Here is a 26358-nt window from a genome sequence, read left to right as displayed (position 1 = left end):
TGTGGCCCGGCACAGCCGGTTCCACGGTGGCACTGGCAAGGGGCGCGCCAGTTTCATATGGAGTGAGTGCAGCAGCGCAGGGCGATGTTGAAAACGGTGCAAATAGATGGGGTGATGAAGCCATGGAAAACCTGGATGTGATGGTGCTGCGCACGCTGCAGGGCTGGCGTGCGGCGGGGCGGCGTGCGCTCCTGGCCACGGTGGTGCGCACCTGGGGCTCGTCGCCCCGGCCGGTGGGTTCCATCATGGCGCTGTGCGAGGACGGCGCGGTGGTGGGCTCGGTGTCGGGCGGCTGCATCGAGGACGACCTGATTGACCGGCACACCCGGGCCTATGTGCAGGGCGCGCCGTCAGCCGATGCAACCGCCGGTGCGGACCACCGCATGCCCAGCGGCCCGCCATCCTTCGTCAAATATGGCGTGTCTGCGGACGAGGCGCACCGCTTCGGCCTGCCCTGCGGCGGCACGCTGGAGTTGTTGCTGGAGTACGACCCCGATCCCGCCAGCCTGGGCGCGCTGATCGCGGCGCTCGACGCGGGCCGGCTGATGCGGCGCAGCGTGCGCCTGGCCGATGGCGGCGTCACCCTGTCGTTGGCCGATACCCCCGGCGACCTGGTGGTGGATGCGGTGCAGCTCACCAACACCTTCGGGCCCGAGTACCGCATGCTGCTGATCGGCGCGGGCCAGCTGGCCGAGTACCTGGCGACCATGGCCCTGTTCAACGGCTTTGCGGTGACGGTGTGTGATCCGCGCGAGGAGTACCGGGGCAGCTGGGGTGTGCCCGGCGCCACCGTGCTGAGCGACATGCCCGACGATGTGGTGCTGGCCTTCAAGCCCGATCGCCGCAGCTGCGTGGTGGCACTCACGCATGATCCCAAGCTCGACGACCTGGCGCTGCTGGAGGCATTGAACACCGATGCGTTCTACGTGGGCGGCATCGGCTCGCGCCGCAACAACGAGGCGCGCCGGGCCCGCATGATCGAACACTTTGACCAGACGCCGCAGAGCCTTGCGCGCTTGCGTGGCCCCATCGGTATCTACATCGGCAGCAAGACCCCTCCCGAGATCGCCGTGAGCGTGATGGCGGAAATCCTGGCGGTCAAGAACGGCGTGACCCTGCCGCGCGACATGGCGGTGGCCCAGGCCAAGCAGGCCCGCGAGGTGCAGCCCAACGACCCTGGGGCGTTGATCTGCGGTGTGCGCTAGGCATTGCGGGTGTGCCAGGGGCCATGCGCAGAGCTGCACTGCGTGGCGCCCAGAAAAAAGCCCTCCGAAGAGGGCTTGTTTTCGCAGTGGCCCCGTGGGGCCATTGGGCCGATCAGCCGCCCTTCTTGGAGCGCTTGCCGGGGTTCTTCTTGCTGCGCGTAGCCACGCCACGCTCCAGGCTGACGCGCTGACCACGGCCAGACGTGGGCAGGCTCACGCCGGGCATGGGCTTGGGTTGGGGGGTGTGCTTGCGGTCTGCTTCGGTGACGATCTTGTTGCCCATGGTAGGTCTCTGAGGGAGTGGAAAAAGGGGGATATTAGGCCACAGCCGAAATAGGGGCTCTTCGGCGGACCTGCGTTGGACCACCACAGGAGCAGGGCGATGCCGGGACGGGTGGGCTGCGCGTCAGGCCGCAGGCTGGAAGGCATAGCCATTGCCCGAGGCCGCCATGCGGCCCAACGCCGGGAACGGGAAATGGAAGCCGCCCAGCATGGCATTGCGGTCCGTGATGCGCTGGAACATCTCGCGGCGCACCTTGCGTGCGGCTTCGGCATCCATGTCAAAGGCCACGGCCCAGTCGGGGTTGCGGGCGAACAGGGCCGGCACATTGGTCAGGTCCGCCACATAAAAGAAACTCTGGCCGGCCGAGTTCAGTTCGAACAAGGTGTGCCCGGGCGTGTGGCCATAGGCCGCCACCGATTGGATGCCGGGTGCCACCTCGGCCCCCGCGGCAAACTGCACCAGCGTGTCGGCGGGCATGGTGGCAAAGGTGCGGCGCACGTTCTCGAACGCGCCCTTCATGCCTGCGGGAGCTGCGGCCATGCGGGCATCGTCCATCCAGAAGGCGTGCTCGGCGGCAGGCACCAGCACCTTGGCCTTGGGAAAGGTCCATGCACCCGCCTTGTTGCGCAGGCCGTTGATGTGGTCGCCATGGAAATGGCTGATCAGCACCGTGTCAATGTCGGCCGCCTGCAGGCCTGCTGCCCGCAGGTTCGCCAGCAGCTTGCCCGTGGTGGGGCCGCCAAACTCGCCCAGGCCGGTGTCGATAAGGATCTTGCGCGCACCCGCTACCACGAGGAAGGGTGTGTAGGGTACGTCGATGTGGTCCGTGGGCAGGCCCTGGGATGCCAGCAGGGAGCGCGCTCCGGCCAGGGGCGCGTTCTTGACAAACTCTTCGCCCAGCGGGCGGCGCGTGACGCCGTCGTTCAGCGCAATCACCTCCACATCGCCCACCTTCATGCGACGAAAGCCGGGGCCGGGCAGGGTGGGCGTGCCGAAATCGGGCGCGTTCTGGGCCCAGACAGGGACAAAAGAGCCCGCTGCGTAAACGGTGGTGGCCAGGCTTGCACCCAGGAAGTGGCGGCGTGACAGCATGAAACTCTCCAGTATTGGGTTGAACCAGTGAGTCGAATGTAGCGCCGCCGGCACGATCGAAGGCGTTCCGTGCGCGAACCTGTTGGCAAGCTGGGGTCTTTGGTCGGTAACAGGGGTTAACCCTGTGTTTCCTGGTGCTTCGTCCGCTGGCTAACCGATTTCGAAGGCTTCACGAAAAGCGGCACAGAAATCGGCATGCCCGCTGATGGTCAGGGTGATAGCGGTTCGCGGTGGTGCCGGGTGGCCCGCCACCGTGCGCAGCTGGCCGCAGGCCACATCAAACTCCAGCACCAGCGGCGTGCTGACCTCCTGCGCACCTTGCAGGTCGTATTGCCATGCACCCCCGTCTTCCGCGGGGCCGCAGGCATCGGGCCAGTGCCGGTGCGCCCATGCCAGCACGGCGCTGATCTCGGCCTGCAAAGCGGGCACCTGTGCGGGCAAAACACTGGCCATGGCATCGAAGCTGCCGGTGCCTTCGGCGTCTTCACTGAAATCGAAATCGAGGTAGCGCAGGGGCATGGCGATGAAAAAGGGGGGAACGGTACCGGATTGTCGTGCACGGCGGCAAGATGCCCGGCATGGCAACTTTCCGATGGCACGCTGGTACCCTGCCGGGATGTCCTCGCCCCTTTCCATGACCCACTCACCGCTTGTCTTGCAGGTCCAGGGCCTGTCTTTTGGCTACCCACACCGCGCCTTGCTGGCCAATGTTCACGCCACCCTGTCCCCAGGGCTCACGCTGGTGCGCGGGGACGAAAGCTGCGGCAAGACCACGCTGCTGCGGCTGCTGGCCGGCGAGCTTGCGCCGCAGGCGGGACGGCTGGTGCTGGCGGGGCTGGACCGGCAGACCGCCCCTGACGCCTATCGGGCGCAGGTGTTCTGGGCCGATCCGCGCTCGGATGCGCTCAATGAACTGACGGCGCGCGGGTGGTACGCCCGTTTGCTGCAGCAGCATGCGGCCTGGGATGCTGCCGCGCTGGAGGCGCATATCGCCGGTTTTTTGCTGCAACCCCACCTGGACAAACCGTTGTATGCGCTCTCCGCCGGCAGCCGGCGCAAGGTGCTCATGGCGGGGGCGTTCGCTTCGGGCGCGCTGCTCACGCTCATCGACGAGCCCGTCGCCGGTCTTGACAAGCCCTCGGTGGCTTACCTCACGCAGGTGCTGGCCCGGCTGGCTGCACAGACAACCCGCATCGTCGTGGTGGCCCACCACGAAGGGCTGGCGGGCGTGCCGTGGGGACTGGTGGTGGATCTGCCTGCTGCGTGATGTTCTGGCGCGACAGGGATAGACTTGCGCTTTTTCGTCTTCATCTCCCAGGATCCGCTATGGACGCTCTTCTCTTTGTGCCGGTGGCCGTGGCCATTTCACTGACGCCCGGGCCCAACAATTTCTGCGGGTTGAACAACGGCATTCGTGCGGGCGTGGGCGCGGCACTGGTCGCCACCCTGGGGCGGGTCGCGGCTTTCGCCATTTTTCTTGCGGTGTCTGCGGTGGGACTGGGCGCCATGCTGCTGGCCTCCGAGGCCGCCTTCACGGCGGTCAAGTGGGTGGGGGCCTGCTATCTTTTCTGGCTGGGCTGGCGGGCCTGGCACAGCCGCGAGTTCAGCGGACTGGCCGTGGTCGAGGGAGAAGGGGCGGTGGCGTCCGGTGCACCCGTGAAGGTGCGCAGCCTGATCGCGCAGGAGTTCCTGCTGGGCATCACCAACCCCAAGGCCATCATTTTGTTTGCGGCCATCTTTCCGCAGTTCATCGACCCGGCGCAGCCCGCTGCGCGGCAGTTTTTCGTGTTGGGCTCGATCTACCTGGCCAGCGAGTTTGTCGCGACCGCCGTGTATGCGACGGGCGGGCGGCAGATTCGCCGGTTCATTCGCAGCTCGCGCGGGGTGGTGCGCCTGAACAAGGCCACGGGCGGGTTCTTCATGGGGGCGGGCGGCCTGTTGCTGGCCACCAACCGCTAACCTGTCGCGCCAGCGCCTGATGGCCTGGCCAGCGGCGGCCGGTAATACCAAGGTAAAGCCACCGTAAATTTCCGGGCAGAGAGGGCGGGGTGTGGCGGGGCGTGGCTACCATAGCCCGACTTCACTCTGCGCCGTCCCATGCTGCCCCACCGTTCCCACTGCCTTCCCCTGCGGTCTCCCCTGCACCAGAGAGGCCGCGCACTGTGGTGGGGACTGCTGTTGATCGTGATCGCCCTGGCCGCGGGCGGGGGCTGGTGGTGGAAGCAGCGCAACACGGCCGCCGATGGGGCCTCGGTGGCGGCGGGAGCACCTGCTGCGCGTGCGCCGGGGCGCTTCAGCGCCGGCGGGCAGGTGCAGCCGGTGTCGGTGGGCGTGGTGCGGCGCCAGGATGTGCGCGTGATGGTCCAGGCCATCGGCACCATGAGCGCGCGCGCCACGGCGGTGGTGCGGGCCAAGGTCGGTGGCGAACTGACGGCGTTGCACTTCAGGGAAGGCCAGCAGGTCAAGGCGGGCCAGTTGCTGGCCGAGATCGACCCGCGCAGCTACCAGGCCGCGCTGGGCCAGGTGCAAGGCAGCCTGCAGCGCGACCAGGCCCTGCTGCGCAACGCGCAGCTCGATCTGCAGCGCTACAAGGACCTGCTGGCCCAGGATTCGATTGCCACCCAGCAGGTGGACACGCAGGCGGCCCTGGTGCGCCAGCTCGAAGGCACCGTCGCCGCCGGCCAGGCGCAGGTGGATGCCGCGCGCCTGCAGCTGGGCTACACGCGCATTACCGCGCCCATTGCCGGGCGCCTGGGCCTGCGCCAGGCCGACCGGGGCAACGTGGTCGGCCCGTCGGATGCCAATGGCATCGTCACCATCAACCTCGTGCAGCCCATCGATGCGGCCTTTGCGGTGCCCGAGGCGCACCTGGCGTCCATCACCCGGCGCCTGGCCGAAGGTGCCGATCTGCCCGTGGAGCTGTGGGACCGCGAACAAAAGCGGCGCCTGGCACGCGGGCGCATGAGCGCGCTCGACAACGCCATCGACCCCACCACCGGCACCATCAAGGTGAAGGCGTCTTTCGCCAACGAGGACGGCGGGCTGTTCCCCAACCAGTTCGTCAATGTACGCCTGCAGCTTGATGTGCTGCCGAACGCGCTCACCGTGCCCGGCACGGCGGTGCAGAACAACTACGTCTATCTGGTGCAGCCAGACGGCACGGTGACGCAGCGGCGCATCCGCGTGGGCGTGGCCGATGGTGACCGGGTCAGCGTCGAGGGCGAGCTGAACGACGGCGACCAGGTCGTGACCGATGGCATCGATCGCCTGCGCGAAGGCGCCAAGGTGGCCGTGATCGATGCCGGTGTGGCCGCCCGCGCCGACGAGGCCGCGCAGGACGCTGGCGCGCGCCGTGCAGCGCTGTTGCGCAGCCTCACGCAGGCCGAGCGCGACAAGCTGGCCACCATGTCGCCCGACGAGCGCCGCGCCTTCCTGCGTGCCCGCCGCCAGCAGGCTGGCGGGGCTGCGCCGCCGGCAGCCGCTGCTTCGGCTGCATCAGCCACCGTGCGTTGAGTTCATGGATCGCGCCTTGCGGGCACTGCTGCCATGAATCTCTCGCGCATCTTCATCCTGCGCCCCATCGCCACCTCGCTGCTGATGGTGGCGCTGCTGATCGCCGGCCTGCTGGCTTACCGGCAGTTGCCCATCTCGGCCCTGCCCGAGGTGGACTACCCCACCATCCAGGTCACCACGCTGTACCCCGGCGCCAGCCCCGATGTGATGACATCGAATGTCACGGCGCCGCTGGAGCGCCAGCTGGGCCAGATGCCGGGTTTGGCCCAGATGTCGTCCACCAGCTCGGGCGGGGCCTCGGTCATCACGCTGCGCTTTGCGCTCGACGTGTCCATGGATGTGGCCGAGCAGCAGGTGCAGGCCGCCATCAACGCAGGCAGCAACCTGTTGCCGAATGACCTGCCCATGCCGCCGCTTTACAGCAAGGTCAATCCGGCCGATGCGCCCGTGCTCACGCTGGCCATCACCTCGCCATCGCTGCCCGTCATCCGCCTCAATGACCTGGTGGAAAACCGCCTGGCGCCCAAGCTCTCGCAGGTCAAGGGCGTGGGGCTGGTGGCGATTGCGGGCGGTCGCCGGCCGGCCGTGCGCATCCAGGCCAACCCCACGGCGCTGGCCGGCCTGGGCCTGACGCTGGAAGACGTGCGCACCGTGATCGCGGCGGCCAACGTCAAGCAGGCCAAGGGGGGCTTTGATGGCCCGGCGCGGGCCTCGACCATCGATGCCAACGACCAGTTGCAGTCGGCGCAGGAATACCGTGATCTGATCCTGGCCTTCAAGAACGGCAACCCCATCCGCCTGCGCGATGTGGCGCAGACGGTGGACGATGCCGAAAACACCCGCCTGGCCGCCTGGGCGGGCACGCCCGCCACCGGATCGCGCGCGGGCGTGATCCTCAACATCCGCCGCCAGCCCGGCGCCAACGTCATCGAGACGGTGGACCGCCTCAAGGCGCTGCTGCCGCAACTGCAGGGCACGCTGCCGGCATCGCTGGATGTGCAGGTGCTGACCGACCGCACCACCACCATCCGCGCTTCGGTGAAAGACATGCAGGCCGAGCTGGCCCTGGCCATCGGCCTGGTGGTGGCGGTGATCTTTGTCTTCTTGCGCAGCGCCTCGGCCACGCTCATCCCCAGCCTTGCGGTGCCGCTGTCGCTGGTAGGCACGTTTGGCGTGATGTACCTGGCGGGCTTTTCCATCAACAACCTCACGCTGATGGCGCTGACGATCTCCACCGGCTTCGTGGTGGACGACGCCATCGTGATGATCGAGAACATCGCCCGCCATGTGGAACAGGGCGAGCCACCGCTGCAGGCCGCACTCCAGGGCGCCAGGCAGATCGGCTTCACCATCATCTCGCTGACCATTTCGCTGATTGCGGTGCTGATTCCGCTCTTGTTCATGGGCGACGTGGTGGGACGGCTGTTCCATGAATTCGCCATCACCATGGCCGTGGCCATCCTGCTGTCGGCCGTGGTGTCGCTCACCCTCACGCCCATGCTGTGCGCGCGCCTGCTGCGGCGCACGCCCGAAGAAAGCCATGGCCGCATTTACCAGGCCACGGGCCGGTTCTTTGACCGCACCATTGCCCTGTATGGCCGTGCGCTCCAGTGGGTGCTGAACCACCGCGGGCTGACCTGGCTGGTGTTTGCGGCCACGCTCGCTCTCACCGTGGCGCTGTATGTGCTGGTGCCCAAGGGCTTCTTTCCAGTGCAGGACACCGGCACCCTGCAGGCCACCACCGAGGCCGACCAGTCCGTCTCGTTCGCCGCCATGGCCGAGCGCCAGCAGCAACTGGCCGGGCGCATCCTTCAAGACCCGGCCGTGAGAAGCGTGTCGTCCTTCATCGGCGTGGATGGCACCAACGCCACGCTGAACACGGGCCGCCTGCTCATCGACCTGAAACCCCACGCCGAGCGCGACCGCGCCCCCGTGGTGCTGCGCCGCCTGGCCGATGCCACGCGCGACCTGCCCGGCATCCGCCTGTATGCCCAGCCCGTGCAGGACCTCACCATCGAAGACCGCGTGGCGCGCACGCAATACCAGTTGCTGGTCTCGTCGCCCGACCGGGCGCAGCTGCAGACCAGCACCGCCGACCTGGTGCAGCGCCTGCGCGCGCTGCCGCAACTGGCCGATGTGGCCAGCGACCTGCAAAACCAGGGCCTGCAGGCCTTTGTGCAGATCGACCGCGCCCAGGCCAGCCGCCTGGGGGTGACGGTGGCAGGCATCGACACGGCGCTGTACAACGCCTTTGGCCAGCGGCTCATCTCCACCATCTTCACGCAGTCCAACCAGTACCGCGTGGTGCTGGAGGTGGCGCCGCAGTTCAAGCTGGGGCCCGAGGCGCTGGACAGCATCTATGCCACATCGAGCGCCGGCAAGCCGGTGGCGTTGTCGTCGGTGGCGCGCGTCGAAGAGCGCCCCATGCCACTGGCCGTGAACCATGTGGGGCAGCTGCCTGCGGCCACCCTCTCGTTCAACACTGCGCCCGGCGTTGCGCTGGGCGATGCCGTCAAGGCCATCCAGGCCGAGCAGGCGGCGGCGCGCGCTGCGGGCTTGCTGCCGCTGTCGGTGGAAACGGCCTTCCAGGGCGCGGCGCTGGCGTTCCAGGCGTCGCTCTCGAACACGCTGCTGCTGATCCTGGCGGCGGTGGTGACGATGTACATCGTGCTGGGCGTACTGTACGAGAGCACCATCCACCCGGTCACCATTTTGTCCACCCTGCCGTCGGCCGGGGTGGGGGCGCTGCTGGCGCTGTGGATGGCAGGGCTGGATGTGGACATCGTGGCGGTGATTGGCATCGTGCTGCTGATCGGCATCGTCAAGAAGAACGCCATCATGATGATCGACTTTGCACTGGAGGCGCAGCGCGAGCAGGGGCTGCCTGCGCGCGAGGCGATCTACCAGGCCTGCCTGCTGCGGTTCCGGCCGATTTTGATGACGACGCTGGCGGCGTTGCTGGGGGCTTTGCCGTTGATGCTGGGCGGCGGGGTGGGCAGCGAGTTGCGGCATCCGCTGGGGGTGACGATGGTGGGGGGGCTGGTCGTGAGCCAGTTGCTCACTTTGTTTACCACGCCGGTGATTTATCTGACGTTCGAGGGGTGGGCGGGGCGGTGGCGTAATCGGGTTGGGGTGAAAAGTGCCTGAAGCGTTTGTTTTATCTGCGCTGGCAGTTATTACTTTGGAAGCGGGTTGTGTGCTTGTGCTGAGGGAGGGGGCCGGGGTGTGCGCCCGGCGGCGCAGTAACTTTCTTTTGCTTCGCCAAAAGAAAGTCACCAAAGAAAAGGCGACCCTGCTGTGCGTGACCCCTTCGCTTCGCTGCGGGGCAACCTGTGGTGCTCGGTCATGGGGCGTGCCGCAGAACTCACTGCGCGCCTGCGGCGCTCCGTTCAAACAACTGCGGCAAGTCAGTTCACGAAGGCGTGTGTCCTGCGGCACACGCCCGCCCCACGCCCTGCGCTCCTCGGCACGCACAGAAGGGAACCCGGGGGGCGGACATCCATACGGGCCATCGCTGCGCTCGGCGCCATCTCGCGGGCGCAAGCGCCTCGCGCTGCGCAGACTGGGCCGAGCGCAGCGATGGCCCGTGTGGCTGTTGGGATGCTCTTTCCCCACCCCCATCTGGCTGCGCCTGCGGCGGGGCGGTTGCGGGGTGGCGGGTGTGCCGCAGGACACACCCGCTTCGTTAACTGACTCGCCGTGGTTGTTCGAGCGGCGCGCCGCAGGCGCAAAGCGAGTTCCACGGCGCACCCCGCAACCGCCCCGCCGCAGGTTTGCCCCGAAGGGGTCGCAGACTGTGGGTCGCCTTTCTTTTGGGTACGTTTCTTTGGCGAAGCAAAGAAAAGTACCTCGCCCGCCGGGGCGAGACCCGGCCTCCGCCCCATGCAGAAGCACGCTTAATGCTTCCAAAAAAATAGCTGCCAGCGCAATCACAGCAAGCGTCAGAGCCCAAAAACACACCGAGAGAGGCACAAAATGAGCCTCTCCACCCCCTTCATCCACCGCCCCATCGCCACCACGCTCCTCACCCTGGGCCTGGCCCTGGTGGGCACGGTGTCCTACTTCCTGCTGCCCGTCGCCCCGCTGCCGCAGGTGGACTACCCCACCATCTCGGTCAGCGCCAGCCTGCCCGGCGCGAGCCCCGACACCATGGCCGCCACGGTGGCCACGCCGCTGGAGCGTTCGCTGGGCGCCATCGCGGGGGTCAACGAGATCACCTCGCGCTCCATCCTGGGCAGCACCAGCATCACGCTGCAGTTCGACCTGAGCCGCGACGTGGACAGCGCCGCGCGCGACGTGCAGGCCGCCATCAACGCCGCGCGCACGCTGCTGCCCACGGGCATGCCCAGCAACCCCAGCTACCGCAAGGTGAACCCGGCCGATGCGCCCATCATGATCCTGGCGCTCACGTCCAGCGCGCACACGCGCGGGCAGATGTACGACGCGGCCTCCACCGTGCTGGCGCAAAAGCTCTCGCAGGTCGAGGGCGTGGGCCAGGCCACGGTGAGCGGCGGGGCGCTGCCCGCCGTGCGCGTGTCGCTCGATCCGGTGCGGCTGGCGGCCAATGGCGTGTCGCTGGAGCAGGTGCGTGGCGCCATCAGCAGCACCAACGCCAACCGCCCGCTGGGCGCGGTGGAGCGCGAAGACCATTACTGGCAGATCGCCGCCAACGACCAGGCCCGCGTGGCCTCCGACTACGCACCGCTGGTGCTGCGCTGGCAGAACGGCAACGCCATCCGCCTGGCCGACGTGGCCGAGGTGACCGACTCGGTGCAGGACGTGCGCAACTTCGGCGTGGCCAACGGCAAGCCGGCGGTGCTGCTGCAGGTGTACAAGCAGCCGGGCGCCAACATCCTGGAGGCGGTGGACCGCGTGCGCGCGCTGCTGCCGCAGCTCAAGGCGTCGATCCCGGCAGCGATTGATGTGCAGATTGTTTCCGACCGCACGCCCACGCTGCGCGCCTCGGTCAAGGAAGTGGAGCGCGCCCTGCTGATTGCCGTGGCGCTGGTGGTCCTGGTGGTGTTCCTGTTCCTGCGCAACGGGCGCGCCACGCTCATCCCCGCCGTGGCCGTGCCGGTGTCGCTGGCGGGCACGTTCGGCGTGATGTACCTGGCGGGCTACACGCTCGACAACCTCTCGCTCATGGCGCTGACCATTGCCACCGGCTTCGTGGTGGACGACGCCATCGTGGTGCTGGAAAACATCATGCGCCACATGGAGCGCGGCAAGACGGCGCTGCAGGCCGCGCTCGACGGCGCGCGCGAGATCGGTTTCACCGTGGTGTCCATGAGCCTGTCGCTGATCGCCGTGTTCGTGCCCATCGTGTTCATGGGCGGGATCGTGGGGCGGTTTTTCCGCGAGTTTTCCATCGTCATGGCGGCGGCCATCCTGGTGTCGCTGCTGGTGTCGCTCACCACCACGCCCATGATGTGCGCGGCGCTGCTCAGGCCGCACAGCGCGGTGGCTCGCACACCCGTTGCGTCCCGTTGGGCGCGGTTCTCGCGCTGGCTGGACGGCCTGCAGGCCCGGGGCCTGCGCGGCTACCGGCGCAGCCTGGCCTGGTGCCTGCGCCACCAGCCGCTGGTGCTGCTGGTGCTGGCGGGGGTGGTGGGGCTCAACGTGACTCTCTACACCGCCATCGACAAGGGCTTCATGCCCGAGCAGGACACGGGCCGCATCTCGGGCTTCATCCGGGCCGACCAGGCCACTTCGTACCAGGCCATGGAGCAGCGGCTGCAGCGCTTTCTGGCCATCGTGCAGGCCGACCCGGCGGTGGAGCATGTCACCGGCTTCACCGGTGGCTGGCAGCGCAATGCCGCGCAGATGTTCATGACGCTCCGGCGCGGGCCGGGGCAGGAAACCTCCGAGGCTGTCATCACCCGCCTGCGCGCCCAGCTCAAGGACGAGCCCGGCGCGCGCCTGTTCATGGTGCCGCAGCGCGACATCCGCATCGGCGGGCGGCAAAGCAGCGCCTCGTACGACTACACCCTGCAGGCCGACGACATTGCCGAGCTGCGCACCTGGGAGCCACGCATCCGCCAGGCCCTGGCGCAACTGCCCGAGCTGGAAGACGTGAACAGCGATGTCTCCGACTACGGCCTGCAGACCACGCTGGTGATCGACCGCGACGCCGCCACGCGCGCGGGGCTGACCATGGCGCAGATCGACGCTACCCTGAACGACGCTTTTGGCCAGCGCCAGGTGGGCGTCATCTACAACCCGCTCAACCAGTACCGCGTGGTGATGGAAGCGGCGCCCCGGTATCTGCAAAGCCCCGAAACGCTGCGTGGCTTCTTCTTGGTGAACAGTGCGGGCCAGCAGGTGCCTTTGAGCGCGTTTGCGCGCATCACCACCACCAACACGCCGCTGTCGGTCAGCCACGAGCGCGGCACGCCGGCCAGCACCGTGAGCTTCAGCCTGGCGCCGGGCGTGTCGCTGTCGCAGGCCACCGATGCGGTGCACAACGCGGTGGCCGAGCTGGGCGTGCCGGTAGGAATACGCGGCACCTTTGGCGGCACGGCGGGGGCGTTCCAGGACGCGCTGGCGGGCCAGCCGCTGCTGATCCTGGCGGCCATCATCACCATCTACCTGGTGCTGGGCATGCTGTATGAAGACCTGGTGCACCCGCTCACCATCCTTTCCACGCTGCCCTCGGCCGGGGTGGGGGCGCTGCTGGCGCTGATGCTGTTCAAGACCGAGTTCTCGCTGATCGCGCTGATCGGCGTGATCCTGCTGATCGGCATCGTCAAGAAGAACGCCATCATGATGATCGACTTCGCCCTGGTGCGGCAGCGCACCGGACACCGCACGGCCGCGCAGTCCATCTACCGCGCTTGCAGCCTGCGCCTGCGCCCCATCCTCATGACCACGCTGGCCGCCATTTTTGGCGCACTGCCGCTGGCATTGAACCGGGCCGATGGCGCCGAACTGCGCCAGCCCCTGGGCATTGCCGTGGTGGGCGGGCTGCTGCTGAGCCAGCTGCTCACGCTGTACACCACGCCCGTGGTCTATGTGGCGCTGGACCGGCTGCGCGGCCGCGTGCAGCGCGGGGCGCGCTGGCGCCGCCACCCGGCCGCCGGCCCGGCGCCCGCGCTGCAAGGAGATTCCTGATGTCCCCTGATAACTACTGTTTGGATAGCTGCTTGCGCATTTCCAGCAAGCGCTGGAAGGCATTGTTGCTGGTAAGCGCTGCACTGCTCACGGCCTGCAGCACCCAGCCGCCCTACGAACGCCCCACGCTGCCGGTGCCCGCCGCCTACAAGCAGGCTGCCAGCGCCAGTGATGGCGGTGTCTGGCAGCCTGCGCAGCCCGGTGGCGCCGTGCCCGATGCGTGGTGGACGCTGTATGGCGACAGCACCCTCAATGCCTTGCAGCAACAGGCCGCCGCCGGCAACCAGAACATTGCCTTGTCCGTGGCCCGCCTGCGCGCCGCCCAGGCCGCACTGGCCGGCAGCAGCGCCGGCCAGTGGCCCACGCTGGGCGCCAGTGCCAGCAGCGGGCGCGCCCGCAGCGGCGGCACTGCGGCAGACGGCAGCAGCAGCGCCCGCGTCAGCACCAGCCATGCACTGGGCTTGAACGCCAGCTGGGAGCTGGACCTGTGGGGCCGCGTGGCTGCCAGCGTGGATGCTGCGCGCGCCAGCGCCCAGGCCAGTGCCGACGACCTGGCCGCCATGCGCCTGTCGGTGCAGGCCACCGTGGCGCAGACCTACTTCGCGCTGCGCGCCGCCGAGCTGCAGACGCAACTGCTGGGCGAAACCCTGGCCGCCTACCAGCGCAGCTGGGCGCTGACGCGCAACCGCCAGAAGGCCGGCGTGGCCTCGGCCGCCGATGTGGCCCAGGCCGAGGCGCAATACAAATCCACCCAGGTGCAGCGGCTCGAAGCAGAAACCAGCCGCGCCCAGCTGGAGCACGCCCTGGCCGCGCTGGTGGGGCAGGCGCCGGCGGCGTTCAACCTGCCCGTCACGGCCACGTTGCCGGCGCCCCCGGTGGTGCCCGCGCAGCTGCCCTCGCAATTGCTGGAGCGCCGCCCCGACATTGCCGCGACCGAGCGCCGCGTGGCCGCAGCCAATGCGCAGATCGGCGTGGCACGCGCGGCGTTCTTTCCGGCGCTCACGCTGTCGGGCACGGCGGGCTACCGCGGCGCGGAGCTGTCCGGCCTGCTCAGCGCCCCCAGCCTGTTCTGGTCGCTCGGTCCGGCCCTGGCCGTTTCACTGTTCGACGGCGGCGCCCGCAGCGCGGCGGTGGAGGCGGCCCGTGCCGCCAACGAGCAGGCTGCCGCCAGCTACCGCCAGACCGTGCTCACGGCCCTGCAGGAGGTGGAAGACAACCTGGCCGCGGCGGCGGCGCTGGCGCAGGAACAGCAATGGCAGACCGAGGCCGTGGCGGCGGCCCAGCGCGCGCTCGACGTGGTGGGCAACCAGTACCGCGCGGGCACCGTGGGCTATCTGAACGTGCTGAGCGCCCAGACCACCGTGCTGGCGGCCCAGCGCAGCCTGATCGACGTGCGCAACCGGCGGCTCGCCGCGGTGAACGCGCTGCTCAAGAATGTGGCGGGGGACTGGGGGCTGGCAGGAACGGGTGCGGGCTGAATGGGGTGATGTGTGAAAAAAAATCAAAAATGGCAGTAACCCGCCGCGTCCTCACGCCTTGCCTTGCACCCCGATCACCGCACTGGCAAGCGCGTTCAACGGCCGTTGCCAGGTTGAAGGCGTTACGCGCGCTGAACCACGGCTGAGTAAAGTTGCCAGCCCAGCCCATGGGACGGCAGCCCGGAGCCCCTGAAAATCCCACTTCATGAACACCACGTCCCCTGCCACCACCGCCCGTTGGTTCACCCCGCTGTATCCCCTGTTTTTTGTCGTGCTGTGGAGCACGGGCTTCATCGGTGCCAAATTTGGCTTGCCCGATGCCGAGCCGCTCACCTTTCTCTCGCTGCGCTATGGGGCGGTGCTGGTGCTCATGGGGGCACTGGCCCTGCTGACCCGTGCCCCCTGGCCCCGATCTCCCCGTCAGTGGCTGCACATTGGCATGTCGGGCCTGCTGGTCCACGCGGTGTATCTGGGGGGCGTTTTTATCGCCATCGGCCATGGCTTGCCTGCAGGGGTCACGGCGCTGGTGGTGGGTTTGCAGCCAGTGCTGACCGCCTTGGGCGCCGGGGCATTTTTGGGCGAGCGGGTGCGCACGACCCAGTGGGCTGGTCTGGCAACCGGGTTTGCGGGCGTGGGGCTCGTGGTGGCGCACAAGGTCATTTCGGTCACCACCGGCGGTGCGCTGTGGGCCATGCTGGTGCCCGCCGTATTGGCGCTGCTGGGCATCACGGCGGGCACGCTGTACCAGAAGCGGTTCTGTCCAACGTTTGACTTGCGCACCGGCTCGGTCATTCAGTTCGTGCCCAGCCTGGCGGCCACCTGGCTGCTGGCCAGCCAGACCGAAACCATGCAGGTGCACTGGACGGGCGCCTTTGTCTTTGCGCTGGCCTGGCTGGTGCTGGTGCTGTCGCTGGGGGCCGTCAGCTTGCTGAATGTGCTGATTCGACAAGGCAGCGCGGTGAACGTGGCCAGCCTGTTCTACCTCACGCCCCCCACCACGGCGCTGATTGCCTGGGCGTTGTTTGGTGAGACGCTCACGGGCCTGGCGCTGGTGGGCATGGGACTGGCGGTGTTTGGGGTGTGGCTGGCGCGCAAGTAGGGTAGCGGCAGGCCTGTCCAACGTTTTTTTCCCGGAATTGCCGGGGATCTGTTCGTGGCGAACATGCTGCCTTATCGGGGAACGCGCCGGGAGGCGAAAATTCGATGGTCAGGTGACAGGGACCGGGTTGAACAGCACCAACGCGTTCTGCAGCTTCCAGTGCTCGGCCCAGGTGCGGCGGCCGCTGGCCACGTCGAGCAGCAGGTGCAGCAGCTCCCAGCCGGCTTCCTCGATGGTGATTTCGCCGTCGGCGATGCGCCCTGCGTTCAGGTCCATCAGGTCGTGCCAGCGGCGCGCCAGATCGGTGCGCGTGGCCACCTTCACCACCGGGCAGGCCGCCAGGCCATACGGCGTGCCGCGCCCCGTGGTGAACACATGCAGGTTCATGCCCGCGGCCAGCTGCAGCGTGCCGCAGATGAAGTCACTGGCGGGTGTGGCCGCGAAGACCAGGCCCTTCTGGTTCGGCCGCAGCTTGTCGCCGGGCGCCAGCACGCTGGCAATGGCCGCGGTGCCGCTCTTGATGATCGAGCCCATGGCCTTCTCGGCGATGTTGGACAAGCCCCCGGCCTTGTTGCCCGGCGTGGTGTTGGCGATGCGGTCCACGCGGCCGCGGTCGAGGTAGGCGTCGTACCAGGCCAGTTCGCGCACGATGTCCTCGGCCACCTGGGGCGAGGCCGCCCGGGCGGTGAGCTGCTCGACGGCATCGCGCACCTCGGTGTTCTCGGAGAACATCACCGTGGCGCCCGCGCGCACCAGCAGGTCTGCCATGTGACCCACCGCCGGGTTGGCCGTGACGCCCGAGAACGCATCGCTGCCGCCGCACTGCACGCCCACCACCAGCGCGCTGGCGGGCACGGTCTGGCGCTTGCGGGCATTCAGGCGTTCCAGGTGGGGGCGGGCGCGGGCCACGATGTCGTCGATCATCGACATGAAGCCCACATGCGCATCGTGCTGCAGGCAGACCACATCGGGGCCGGCTTCGCGCCCGTCGCGCATGGGGATGCTGCCCGGCGGCAGCAGGCGCTCGGGCTGCAGCTTTTCGCAGCCCAGGCTCACCACCAGCACCTCGCCTCCGAAATTGGGGTTCAGGCTGATGTGGCGCAGCGTGCGGATCGGGATCTCGGCGCCGGGCGCGTCGATGGCCACGCCGCAGCCATAGGTGTGCTCCAGCGCCACCACGCCATCGACGTTGGGGTACAGGGGTAGCAGTTCGTCCCGGATGCGCTGGGTGGCCACGCCCACCACGCCGGCTACGCACTGCACCGTGGTGGTGATGGCCAGCAGGTTGCGCGTGCCCACCGAGCCATCGGCATTCACATAGCCCTCGAAGGTGAGGTTCGCGAGCGGCTCCCATGCCGGGGCCGGCCGGGTGGCCATGGGCAGGCCTTGCAGCGCACGGGCTTCGGGAATGTCGAGCAGCCGCTCGTGCACCCAGCTGCCGGCCGGAATGGCCTGCCTGGCGTAGCCGACCGGCACGTTGTAGCGGACCACTGCCTCGCCTGCGGCCAGATCACGCAGTGCGACCTTGTGGCCCTGGGGAACCTTGTCGCGCAGTACCAGGCCTTCGGGCAAGGCGGTGCCGGCAGGCAGGCCGCCGTCGGTGGCGACGATGGCCACGTTGTCCGCCGCGTGCATGCGGATCAGCACCGGCTGGGGTGCCGGCGGATGGGAGTCTGGAGTGTTCATGGTGTAGGGGGAAAAGGGTGCCTTGCTCAGGCCGCTGCCGAGATAAGTTGCCCCGTGGCATAAAAGCGGGCCAGGTTGTCCAGCACGCGCCGGGCCATCGCCTGGCGGGTCTCTTCGGTGGCGCTGGCGATGTGCGGCAGCACCACCACGTTGTCCAGCGCCAGCAGCGCGGCCGGCACCTGCGGTTCGTGCTCGAACACGTCCAGGCCAGCACCCGCGATGCGCCGCTCGGCCAGGGCGCGCACCAGCGCCGCCTCGTCGACTACGGAGCCGCGCGCCACGTTGATGAGGTAGCCGCGCGGCCCCAGCGCGTCGAGCACGGCCGCATCGATCAGGTGCCGGGTCTCGGGGCCACCGGCGGTGATGACGACCAGGTAGTCAGCCCAGCGTGCCAGTTCCACCAGTGCCGGCTCGTGCGCCCAGGGCACGCCGGCCACCGCGCGGCGGCTGTGGTAGCGCACGTCCATGTCGAACCCGCTGGCGCGGCGCGCGATGGTCTGGCCGATGCGCCCCAGGCCGACGATGCCCAGGCGCGCTCCGCTGACCTTGCGGCCCAGGCCGAAGGTGGCGCCGGCGGCCCAGCGTCCGGCGCGCACGAAGCGGTCCGCCTCGGCGGTGCGGCGCGCCACGTCGAGCATCAGCGCGAAAGCGGTGTCGGCCACGCAGTCGTTGAGCACGTCGGGTGTGTAGCCGACGGCGATGGCGCGCGCACGCGCCGCCGCCAGATCGATCTTGTCCAGGCCGACGCCGAAGCTGGAGATCACGCGCAGCTGCGGCAGCGCGGCGATCAGCGCGGTCGGGGCGCCGGCGCCGCCGGCCGAGGTCACCAGGCCGGTGAATTCGGCGCCGTGGCGCGCCAGGAAGGCGTCGGGATCGGCCTCGTCGGCGAGGCGGTGCAGGTCATGGTCGGCGGCCAGCTGCGCTTCGAGCGCTGGCAGCAGACGTCCGGCCTGGAGGATGCGGTGTTTCATGGAGCAGGGTCTGTCAGTCGGTAGTGATGCCACGTTCACGGATGATGCGGGCGTAGCGTTGGCGATCGTTTTCGATCAGGCTGGTGAACTGCGCCGGCGTGCTGCCGGCGGGCACGCCACCGAGTTCGCTGATGCGCGTCTTCACGTCCGGCTGCGCGAGCACCTCGCGCACGTCGGTCGATATCTTGTCGATCAGGGGCGCTGGTGTGCCGGCCGGCGCGAGCACGCCAATCCAGCTAATCGAGTTGAAACCGGGCACCGCACTTTCCGCCAGCGTCGGAACGTCGGAAAGAGCATCCACGCGCCGCTCGCTGGTCACGGCCAGGGCGCGCAGCTTGCCGGCCTTGATCTGGCCGCTGGCCTCCATCACGGTCATGAAGGACAGCTGCACATGGCCGGCCAGCAGGTCGGCGATGGCTGGCCCGCCACCACGGTAGGGTACGTGCAGCAGGTAGGTGCCGGTGGCCTGCTTGAACATCTCGGCCGCCAGGTGTGGACCGCCGCCAGCGCCCGAACTGCTGTAGCTGAGCTTGCCGGGCTGGCTGCGCGCCAGCTCGATGAAGGCCTTGGCCGTCTGTGCCGGCACCGACGGGTTGACCATCATCGCCAGCGGCAGTTCGGCCACCAGCGAGATGGGCGCGAAGGCCTTGTCCGGGTCGTAGGGCAGCTTCCGGTAGAGCACCGGGTTGATCGCCTGGGTGCCGATGTTGCCCATCAGCAGGGTGTAGCCGTCTGGGCGGGCCTTGGCCACGGCCTCGGCGCCGATCTGGCCGGCGGCGCCGCCCTTGTTGTCCACGATGACCTGCTGGCCCCATTTGACAGACAGCTTCTGCGCCAACAGGCGCGCGCCGGTGTCGGTGCCGCCGCCGGGCGGGAACGGCACGACCAGGGTCACCGGCTTGGTGGGGTACGGTACCTGGGCCAGGGCCGGCGCCGGCGCCAGCGCACCCCCCAGCAGGAGGATGGCGCCCAGTGCTACACAGCGTTTTTTCATGGTTTGTCTCCTTTTTTTAGATGGATCATGGGATCCCGGCTCCCCCGGAGCCTCTCACTCCAGCGTCACCTTGCCGTCCTTGACCACCTTGGCCATGGATTTGACCTCGGACCCCAGCCAGGTCTTGAACCGGGAAGGCGGCATGTCGTAGGGATCGGCGCCCAGCACTTGCAGACGGCCCCGGACCTCGGGAATGGCCAGGATGCGCTGGACCTCTTGATGGAGCCTGTCCACCACGGGCTGCGGCGTTCCGGCGGGCGCCAGAAGGCCTTGCCAGCTGCCCGTGAGGAAGCCCGGCAGCGTTTCACCGACGGTGGGCACTTCGCCCAGTACCGTGTTGCGCTTGGCGCTCGATACGGCGATCAGCTTGATCTTGCCGGACTTCACATGCGGATAGGTGGCCACCATGCCGTTGAAGGTCACGTCCACCTGTCCGCCGATCAGGTCGGTCATGGCCTGGGCGCCGCCCTTGTAGGGCACATAGCCCCAGTCCAGGCCGGCACGCTGCGCAAACACCACGCCGGCCAGGTGCGTGGCCGAGCCCATGCCCGCCGCCGCGGCAAAGTTCACCTTGCCCTTCTGGGACTTGGCCCATTCGATGAGCTCCTTGGTGGTGTTGGCGGGCACCTGGCTGCTGGTCACCAGCAGGTGGGGGGAGTAGGCGACCATGGTCACCGGCGCGAAGTCGGTTTCGAGATTGAACGGCAGCTTGTACAGCGACGGGGCGATGGAGAGGTTGCCTACGTCCGTCAGCAGCAGGGTGTAGCCATCGGGTGCCGACTTGGCCACCGCGTCGGCGCCCAGGTTGCCGCTCGATCCGGGCTTGTTGTCCACCACCACGGGCTGCCCCAGGGATTCCGACAGCTTCAGCCCGATCAGGCGGGCCAGCACGTCCGAGGTGCCGCCGGCGGGAAACGGCACCACGATCTTGAGGGGCTTGGCTGGCCAGGTCTGGGCCTGGGTGAATGTGGCCGTGGCGGCCAGCGCAAGGACGCACAGGGTGCGCAGCGGGTGCTTGTTGAACATTGTTGTCTCCTGAGGGGTCTCGAAAAAAGGACGGCGCGCTCCCAGGCCGCGCCGTGGCGCCAGGTCAGCAGGGCTGGCCCTGCCGCGCGGCCAGCCAGTCCGGCGCATCCTGCAGCGCCACCGGGCGCAAAAAGCGGTCCATCGCGGCCCAGCCCACCGATGTGCTGCCCGGCTGGGTGGAGGAGGGGAAGGGGCCGCCATGCTGCTGGCCGGCCGAGACGGCCACGCCCGTGGGGTAGCCCGAGAACAGAACCCGCCCGGCCACCTGCGAGGCGGCACGTACCAGTGCAAGCACTTCGTCGGAGGGTTCGTCGGCACCCCAGACCGTCACCGTGAGCGAGCCGCCAATGGCCTGCAGCACCTGGATCACCTGCGCCGTGCCGGCCACGCGCACGACCAGGGCGGCAGGGCCAAACACTTCCTCATGCAAGGCCGGGTTGGCGAGGAAACCGGCGGCGTCGATCTGCGCCAGGAAGGGGCGCGGCGGCAGGCCTTCGGCGGCCGTCTCGCCCAGCACGATGGCCAGACCGGGCTGCGCGGCCCAGGCGGCGCGGCCGGCGTCGAAACCCGCGCGCATCTGCGCCGTGAGCATGTGGTGCGGGGTGCTGGTTTTCAGTGCAGCGGCCAGCTGCGCGACGAAGGCGTCAGCTTGCGCGCCCTGCGGCACGACGATGACGCCGGGGCTGGTGCAAAACTGGCCGCAGCCCATGGTGATGGAACCGGCCAGGCCCTGGGCCAGTTCGGTACCCTTGGCGGCCAGGGCCGACGGCAGGGCAATGAGCGGGTTGACCGAGCCCAGCTCGCCGAAGAACGGAATGGGCCGCGGACGCGACTGCGCCGCTTTCTCCAGCGCCAGGCCACCGCGCACCGAGCCGGTGAAGGCGGCGGCCGCGATCAGCGGATGCTGCACGAGCGCTACGCCGATTTCCGCGCCGCGGCCGTCCACCATGTCCAGCACACCGGATGGCAGGCCCTGCGCCGCGACCACGCCGCGCGCCAGGTCGGCCACGGCATGCGACAGGGCGCGATGCCCGCGGTGTGCCTTGACCACGACCGGGCAACCGGCCGCCAGTGCCGCAGCGGTATCACCGCCCAGCACCGAAAAGGCAAAGGGGAAGTTGCTCGCGCTGAACATGGCCACCGGACCCAGCGGCACGCGCACGCGCATCAGGTGCGGGTGACCCACCGGCGGCGCACCCGCCACGGCCGGATCATCGGTAAAGGCAAATGCCGCCCCTTGTTCGACCTGGGTAGCGAAGCCGCGCAGCTGGAATGCCGTGCGATCGAGCTCGCCATTGAGCCGGGCCGTGCCGAGGTGGGTCTCCTGGTCGGCCAGTGCCACCAGCGTTTCGCGCTGGGATTCCAGTGCGTCGGCCAGGCCGCGCAGCAAGGCGGCGCGGGTGGCTGCCGGCGAGGCGCCGAACGTGGCGAACGCATGGCTGGCAGCGCTGACGATGGCGTCCAGCTGGCTGGCGGAGGTGTCCTGGAAGGTCATGGGGTCGAATGAGTGAGGGTGAAAATTCTGTGCGGACAAGCCGCTGGCGGACCGCCGAACCGCTGGCACCCAGGCGATGGGTACCGCGATCCGGGCGGTCGAGGTCGTCAGTCCGCAGTGATCTTGCGGGCCACGATGAGCTTTGCCCAGCGGGCGTATTCCGCCGCCTGGAAGCTGGCGAACTGCTCGGGCGTGTTCAGCACCATCTCGAAGCCCAGTTCCAGCAGCCTGGCCTTGGTTTGCGGCTCGTTCAGGATCGAGGCGATGGCGGTGTTGAGCTTTGTCTTGATGTCGGCAGGCAGGCCTTTGGGGCCGGCGATGGCCTGCCATGAATACACGTTCGCGTCCTTGATGCCGCTTTCTTCCAGCGTGGGCACGTTGGGCAGCAAGGTGGACCGCTTGGCGCTGGTGATGGCCAGTGCCTTGAGCTTGCCCGCCTGGATTTGCGGCATGGCGGTATTGATGTTCATGAACGAAGCATCCACCTGGTTGCCCAGCAGATCGGTCATCACGGGACCGCCGCCGCGGTAGGGCACATGGATGCCGCTGGTGCCGGTCTGCTGCCAGAACAGTTCGGCCGTCAGGTGGTCGCTGCTGCCATTGCCCGAGGACGCAAAGGTCATCTTGCCCGGATTGGTCTTGATGAAGGCAATCACATCGCTCAGCGTGTTGTGCCTGGATGCTGCCGGCACCACCAGCACATTCGGGGCCTGCACCGCCACGGTGATGGGGTCCAGGTCCTTCAGTGCGTCATAGGGCACCTTGATCAGGTGCGGTGCAATCACGAAGGGGCCGAGCGATGCCACCAGCAAGGTGTGGCCGTCGGCCGGGCTGCGTGCCACCTGCGCTGCGCCGATGGTTCCGGTGGCCCCGGGCTTGTTCTCGACGATCACCGTGCCGCCCAGTTTATCGGGCAGCTTGCTCGACAGGGTGCGGGCGATCATGTCGGTGGAGCCTCCCGGCGGGAAGGGCACCAGCAGCGTGATCGGCTTGGTCGGCCATGCGAGGGCGCTCGTGGATGCGAGCGCGCCCAATGCGAATGTGCAAAGAGTTTTCCTGATCATCGTGTGTCTCCTCTGGATGGAAAGGGTGCTTTACTGGGAGCCCAGCTTGGCGATGAGTGCCGCGAGTTCTTCACACTCGGATGGCGTCAGTTCCGACAGCGGCGCGCGCACCGGCCCGGCATCGTGGCCGACGATGCGGGCGCCTGCCTTGATCATCGAGACGGCGTAGCCCTGCTTGCGGTTGCGGATATTGAGCAGCGGATGGAAGAATTCGCGCAGCAGGTGGTGCTGGGTGGCCATGTCGTCGGTGCGCACTGCTTCGTAGAACTGCATGGCGGTGCGGGGGATGAAGTTGAAGACCGCCGACGAGTACACCGGCGTGCCCAGCGCCTTGTAGGCAGCGGCATACACCTCCGCCGTCGGCAATCCGCCCAGGTACGAGAAGCGGTTGCCCATCTTCATGAAGATGGAGCTCATCAGTTCGATGTTGCCCACGCCATCCTTGAAACCGACCAGATTGGGGCAGCGGTCGGCCAGAATGGCCAGGGACTCGGGGGTCAGCTTGCTGACGCTGCGGTTGTAGACAATCACGCCGAACTTCACGCTCTTGCAGACCTGCTCGACATGGTTGATCAGGCCTTCCTGGCTGGCTTCGGTCAGGTAGTGGGGCAGCAGCAGGATGCCATGCGCGCCCTGGCGCTCGGCTTCCTGCGCGCACGCAATCGCAAAGCGCGTGGGGCCGCCCGCGCCTGCAATGATGGGCACCTTGCCACGGCAGGTCTGTACCGCGGTCTTGATGATTTCTGCATATTCGCTGCCTGTCAGGGAAAAGAATTCGCCCGTGCCGCCCGCGGCAAAAAGGGCGGATGCGCCATAGGGTGCCAGCCATTCAAGCCGTGCGGCATAGCCCTTGGGGTTGAAGTCGCCGTTGGCGTCGAAGTCCGTCAGCGGGAACGACAGCAGGCCGCTGGACATGATTTGCTTGAGGTCTTGGGGATTCATCGGGGCGGTTCCTGTGGAAGGGGCTCAATAACGGGGGAAAGCGGCTTGGGCGGGCGGTCTGTTGCAGGAGTGCCATTTCGATGGGCCTGCGTGTTACAGTCAAACCTGACATTGATATACGTTATCAGTTGTCGTACAAGTTGGATTGAATTATTACGTGATCACGGCATCCGTGAAGCTAGGGAATACCCTATGAATCTTCCCCTCCTGCCCCGCCGCAAGCCGCGCAGTCTCGCCATCGAAGTGGTGGAAAAGCTCACCCAGGACATTCGGGGCGGGCTGCTGCCTGCAGGCAGCAAGCTCCCTACCGAGGCTTCCTTCATGGAAGCCTTCGGTGTGAGCCGCACCGTGGTGCGCGAGGCCATCTCGCGCCTGCAGGCGGCCGGGCTGGTCGAAACCCGCCACGGCATTGGCACTTTCGTGCTGGCCCAGGACAGCGGGCCGTCATTTCGTGTCAGCCCCGATCAGCTGGGAACCTTGCGCGACGTCATTGCCCTGCTGGAATTTCGCATCAGCGTCGAGACCGAAGCCGCGGCCCTGGCCGCCATACGGCGCAGCGACGACAACCTGCGCGAGATGCGCGGTGCGCTCTCGGCTTTCACGGCGGCCATGGAAGAGGGCCGCGATGCGGCCAGCGCCGACCTGCGGTTCCACCAGGAAATCGCCCGCGCCACCCAGAACCACCATTTTCTGGACCTGATGAAGTCCCTCGGGTTGGGTGTGATACCGCGCACCCGACTGGAAGCGCCCGCCATGGCGCCGCCTGAGCGCGTGGCTTATCTGCGCGGCGTCAACCAGGAGCACGAGAGCATTTACAACGCGATTGCAGCGCAGGATTTTGAGGCAGCACGCGCAGCGATGCGCACCCATCTTTCCAACAGCCGGGATCGGCACCGGCGCAGCGAGGCCGGGAGCCTCTAAACGGGTTTTGAAGGAATTCCAAGGGTTTTCCCTTGGGGTTTATTTGCAATCTAGTTGTACGATGTCTGTTGACTTTTGGCTCTGTTTTGTTTTATCCCATGCCCACACCCCATCCAACCCCCATCGTGACCCGCATGCAGGTGGTCCCTGTCGCGGGCCGCGACAGCATGCTGCTCAACCTCAGCGGCGCCCATGGCCCCTTCTTCACGCGCAACCTGGTGATCCTGACGGACTCCAGTGGCCACACCGGCGTGGGGGAGGTGCCCGGTGGCGAAAAGATCCGGCAAACCCTGGAAGATGCCCGCGCCCTGATCGAAGGGCAGCCCGTCGGCGACTACAACCGGCTGCTTAACGCCATGCGCAAGCGCTTTGCCGACCGCGACAGCGGCGGGCGTGGCCTGCAGACCTTTGACCTGCGGATCACCATCCACGCGGTCACGGCCGTCGAGAGTGCCTTGCTGGACCTGCTGGGCCAGCACCTGAATGTGCCACTGGCGGCGCTCCTGGGCGAAGGACAGCAGCGCGAGCGCGTGCAGATGCTGGGCTACCTGTTCTACATCGGCGACTGCCGCAAGACCGGTCTGGACTATCGCAGCGAGCCCGACGCCGCTGACGACTGGCTGCGCCTGCGCCACGAAGAGGCCATGACGCCGGAGGCCGTGGTGCGGCTGGCTGAGGCGGCCCAGGCGCGCTACGGGTTCCAGGATTTCAAGCTCAAGGGCGGCGTGCTGCGCGGCGAAGACGAGATCGAGGCCGTCACGGCCCTGCACGAGCGGTTTCCGCAGGCCCGCATCACCCTCGACCCCAATGGTGGCTGGCTGCTCAAGGATGCGGTGCGCCTGATGCGCAACATGCACAACGTGGTCGCCTATGCCGAAGACCCCTGCGGCGGCGAGGGTGTGTTTTCAGGCCGTGAGGTGATGGCCGAGTTTCGCCGTGCCACCGGCCTGCCCACCGCCACCAACATGGTCGCTACCGACTGGCGCGAGATGGCCCACAGCATCCAGCTGCAGTCGGTCGACATTCCGCTGGCCGACCCGCATTTCTGGACGCTGCAGGGCTCGGTGCGCGTGGCGCAGCTGTGCCAGATGTATGACTTGACCTGGGGCTCGCACTCCAACAACCATTTCGACGTGTCGCTGGCGATGTTCACCCATTGCGCCGCCGCCGCGCCGGGCAAGGTCACCGCCATCGATACCCACTGGATCTGGCAGGACGGCCAGTTCCTGACCAAGGAGCCACTGCAGATCCGGGACGGCTATGTGGACGTGCCCGCCAAACCTGGCCTGGGCATCGCGCTGGACATGGATGCCGTGCAGCAGGCCCACCAACTGTACCTGCAGCACGGCCTGGGTGCCCGGGACGACGCCGCAGCCATGCAGCACCTGATCCCGGGCTGGAAGTTCAATAACAAAATGCCTTGCATGGTGCGTTGAACCACGCGCGCAGAGGGCCCGCCACGTCTCCTGAGCGGGGCGG

20 protein-coding genes are annotated in these 26358 nt (G+C 67.9%); 10 read left to right on the top strand and 10 right to left on the bottom strand.

Annotation, left to right across the window (positions count from 1 at the left end; genetic code table 11):
* Positions 1 to 122: 122 nt before the first annotated feature.
* Positions 123 to 1205, top strand: a complete 1083-nt coding sequence (locus BLW02_RS10500; RefSeq protein WP_092698333.1) for an XdhC family protein — start codon at positions 123 to 125, stop codon at positions 1203 to 1205.
* Between the two features lie 112 nt (positions 1206 to 1317).
* Here BLW02_RS10500 and BLW02_RS20025 read toward each other — a convergent pair whose 3' ends face one another.
* The 3 genes from BLW02_RS20025 to BLW02_RS10490 all read right to left on the bottom strand — a co-directional run bounded on the left by BLW02_RS20025 (position 1318) and on the right by BLW02_RS10490 (position 3099).
* A complete protein-coding gene (locus tag BLW02_RS20025; RefSeq protein WP_167544072.1) occupies positions 1318 to 1488 on the bottom strand; it encodes a hypothetical protein in 171 nt (56 codons plus the stop codon).
* Between the two features lie 123 nt (positions 1489 to 1611).
* On the bottom strand, positions 1612 to 2580 hold the full coding sequence (locus BLW02_RS10495; RefSeq protein ID WP_092698331.1) for an MBL fold metallo-hydrolase: 969 nt from the start codon (positions 2578 to 2580) through the stop codon (positions 1612 to 1614).
* Between the two features lie 150 nt (positions 2581 to 2730).
* Entirely contained in the window at positions 2731 to 3099 is a 369-nt protein-coding gene (locus BLW02_RS10490) for a hypothetical protein (RefSeq protein ID WP_092698329.1), read from the bottom strand.
* Positions 3100 to 3214: 115 nt separating this feature from the next.
* Between BLW02_RS10490 and BLW02_RS10485 the strand changes: the two genes are divergently transcribed.
* The 7 genes from BLW02_RS10485 to BLW02_RS10455 all read left to right on the top strand — a co-directional run bounded on the left by BLW02_RS10485 (position 3215) and on the right by BLW02_RS10455 (position 15780).
* Positions 3215 to 3847 carry an ABC transporter ATP-binding protein gene (locus tag BLW02_RS10485; RefSeq protein WP_092698327.1) on the top strand — a complete coding sequence of 211 codons (633 nt, stop codon included), beginning with the start codon at positions 3215 to 3217 and terminating at the stop codon, positions 3845 to 3847.
* A 59-nt stretch (positions 3848 to 3906) separates the two neighbouring features.
* The gene (locus BLW02_RS10480) at positions 3907 to 4539 is read left to right on the top strand and encodes a LysE family translocator (RefSeq protein WP_092698325.1); all 633 of its coding nucleotides are present in this window, start codon (positions 3907 to 3909) and stop codon (positions 4537 to 4539) included.
* Between the two features lie 225 nt (positions 4540 to 4764).
* Entirely contained in the window at positions 4765 to 6093 is a 1329-nt protein-coding gene (locus BLW02_RS10475) for an efflux RND transporter periplasmic adaptor subunit (protein ID WP_425285659.1), read from the top strand.
* Positions 6094 to 6126: 33 nt separating this feature from the next.
* Complete coding sequence (locus BLW02_RS10470; RefSeq protein WP_092698321.1) at positions 6127 to 9240, top strand: multidrug efflux RND transporter permease subunit; 3114 nt, start codon at positions 6127 to 6129, stop codon at positions 9238 to 9240.
* 828 nt (positions 9241 to 10068) lie between these two features.
* Positions 10069 to 13203, top strand: coding sequence for an efflux RND transporter permease subunit (locus BLW02_RS10465; protein ID WP_092698320.1), 3135 nt, complete (start codon positions 10069 to 10071; stop codon positions 13201 to 13203).
* A gap of 32 nt (positions 13204 to 13235) precedes the next feature.
* Positions 13236 to 14681: an efflux transporter outer membrane subunit gene (locus BLW02_RS10460; protein ID WP_092698318.1), complete on the top strand. Its 1446-nt coding sequence runs from the start codon at positions 13236 to 13238 to the stop codon at positions 14679 to 14681.
* Between the two features lie 205 nt (positions 14682 to 14886).
* Complete coding sequence (locus BLW02_RS10455; RefSeq protein WP_092698316.1) at positions 14887 to 15780, top strand: DMT family transporter; 894 nt, start codon at positions 14887 to 14889, stop codon at positions 15778 to 15780.
* 108 nt (positions 15781 to 15888) lie between these two features.
* Here the strand turns inward: BLW02_RS10455 and garD are convergent, their stop codons facing one another.
* The 7 genes from garD to kdgD form a co-directional block, all read right to left on the bottom strand.
* Positions 15889 to 17466 carry a galactarate dehydratase gene (gene garD, locus BLW02_RS10450; RefSeq protein ID WP_244273671.1) on the bottom strand — a complete coding sequence of 526 codons (1578 nt, stop codon included), beginning with the start codon at positions 17464 to 17466 and terminating at the stop codon, positions 15889 to 15891.
* A 26-nt stretch (positions 17467 to 17492) separates the two neighbouring features.
* Positions 17493 to 18437 (bottom strand): 2-hydroxyacid dehydrogenase, encoded by a 945-nt coding sequence (locus BLW02_RS10445; protein ID WP_092698314.1) that lies wholly within the window; start codon positions 18435 to 18437, stop codon positions 17493 to 17495.
* A gap of 13 nt (positions 18438 to 18450) precedes the next feature.
* A complete protein-coding gene (locus tag BLW02_RS10440) occupies positions 18451 to 19431 on the bottom strand; it encodes a Bug family tripartite tricarboxylate transporter substrate binding protein (protein ID WP_092698312.1) in 981 nt (326 codons plus the stop codon).
* Positions 19432 to 19485: 54 nt separating this feature from the next.
* The gene (locus BLW02_RS10435) at positions 19486 to 20457 is read right to left on the bottom strand and encodes a Bug family tripartite tricarboxylate transporter substrate binding protein (protein WP_092698310.1); all 972 of its coding nucleotides are present in this window, start codon (positions 20455 to 20457) and stop codon (positions 19486 to 19488) included.
* Between the two features lie 64 nt (positions 20458 to 20521).
* Entirely contained in the window at positions 20522 to 21952 is a 1431-nt protein-coding gene (locus BLW02_RS10430; protein WP_092698308.1) for an aldehyde dehydrogenase (NADP(+)), read from the bottom strand.
* Positions 21953 to 22059: 107 nt separating this feature from the next.
* Positions 22060 to 23016: a Bug family tripartite tricarboxylate transporter substrate binding protein gene (locus BLW02_RS10425; RefSeq protein ID WP_092698306.1), complete on the bottom strand. Its 957-nt coding sequence runs from the start codon at positions 23014 to 23016 to the stop codon at positions 22060 to 22062.
* Between the two features lie 30 nt (positions 23017 to 23046).
* On the bottom strand, positions 23047 to 23958 hold the full coding sequence (gene kdgD / locus BLW02_RS10420) for a 5-dehydro-4-deoxyglucarate dehydratase (protein WP_092698304.1): 912 nt from the start codon (positions 23956 to 23958) through the stop codon (positions 23047 to 23049).
* A gap of 192 nt (positions 23959 to 24150) precedes the next feature.
* Here kdgD and BLW02_RS10415 point away from each other — a divergent pair, with 192 nt between their 5' ends.
* Both BLW02_RS10415 and gudD read left to right on the top strand, forming a co-directional pair.
* Positions 24151 to 24879, top strand: coding sequence for a FadR/GntR family transcriptional regulator (locus BLW02_RS10415; protein ID WP_092698303.1), 729 nt, complete (start codon positions 24151 to 24153; stop codon positions 24877 to 24879).
* A 98-nt stretch (positions 24880 to 24977) separates the two neighbouring features.
* Positions 24978 to 26315 carry a glucarate dehydratase gene (gene gudD, locus BLW02_RS10410; RefSeq protein ID WP_092698301.1) on the top strand — a complete coding sequence of 446 codons (1338 nt, stop codon included), beginning with the start codon at positions 24978 to 24980 and terminating at the stop codon, positions 26313 to 26315.
* The last annotated feature ends 43 nt before the right edge of the window (positions 26316 to 26358 follow it).

Origin of the sequence: Acidovorax soli (genome assembly GCF_900107605.1) — a bacterium.
Lineage (GTDB): Bacteria > Pseudomonadota > Gammaproteobacteria > Burkholderiales > Burkholderiaceae_C > Acidovorax > Acidovorax soli.
This window is presented reverse-complemented; position numbering and strand designations above follow the sequence as displayed.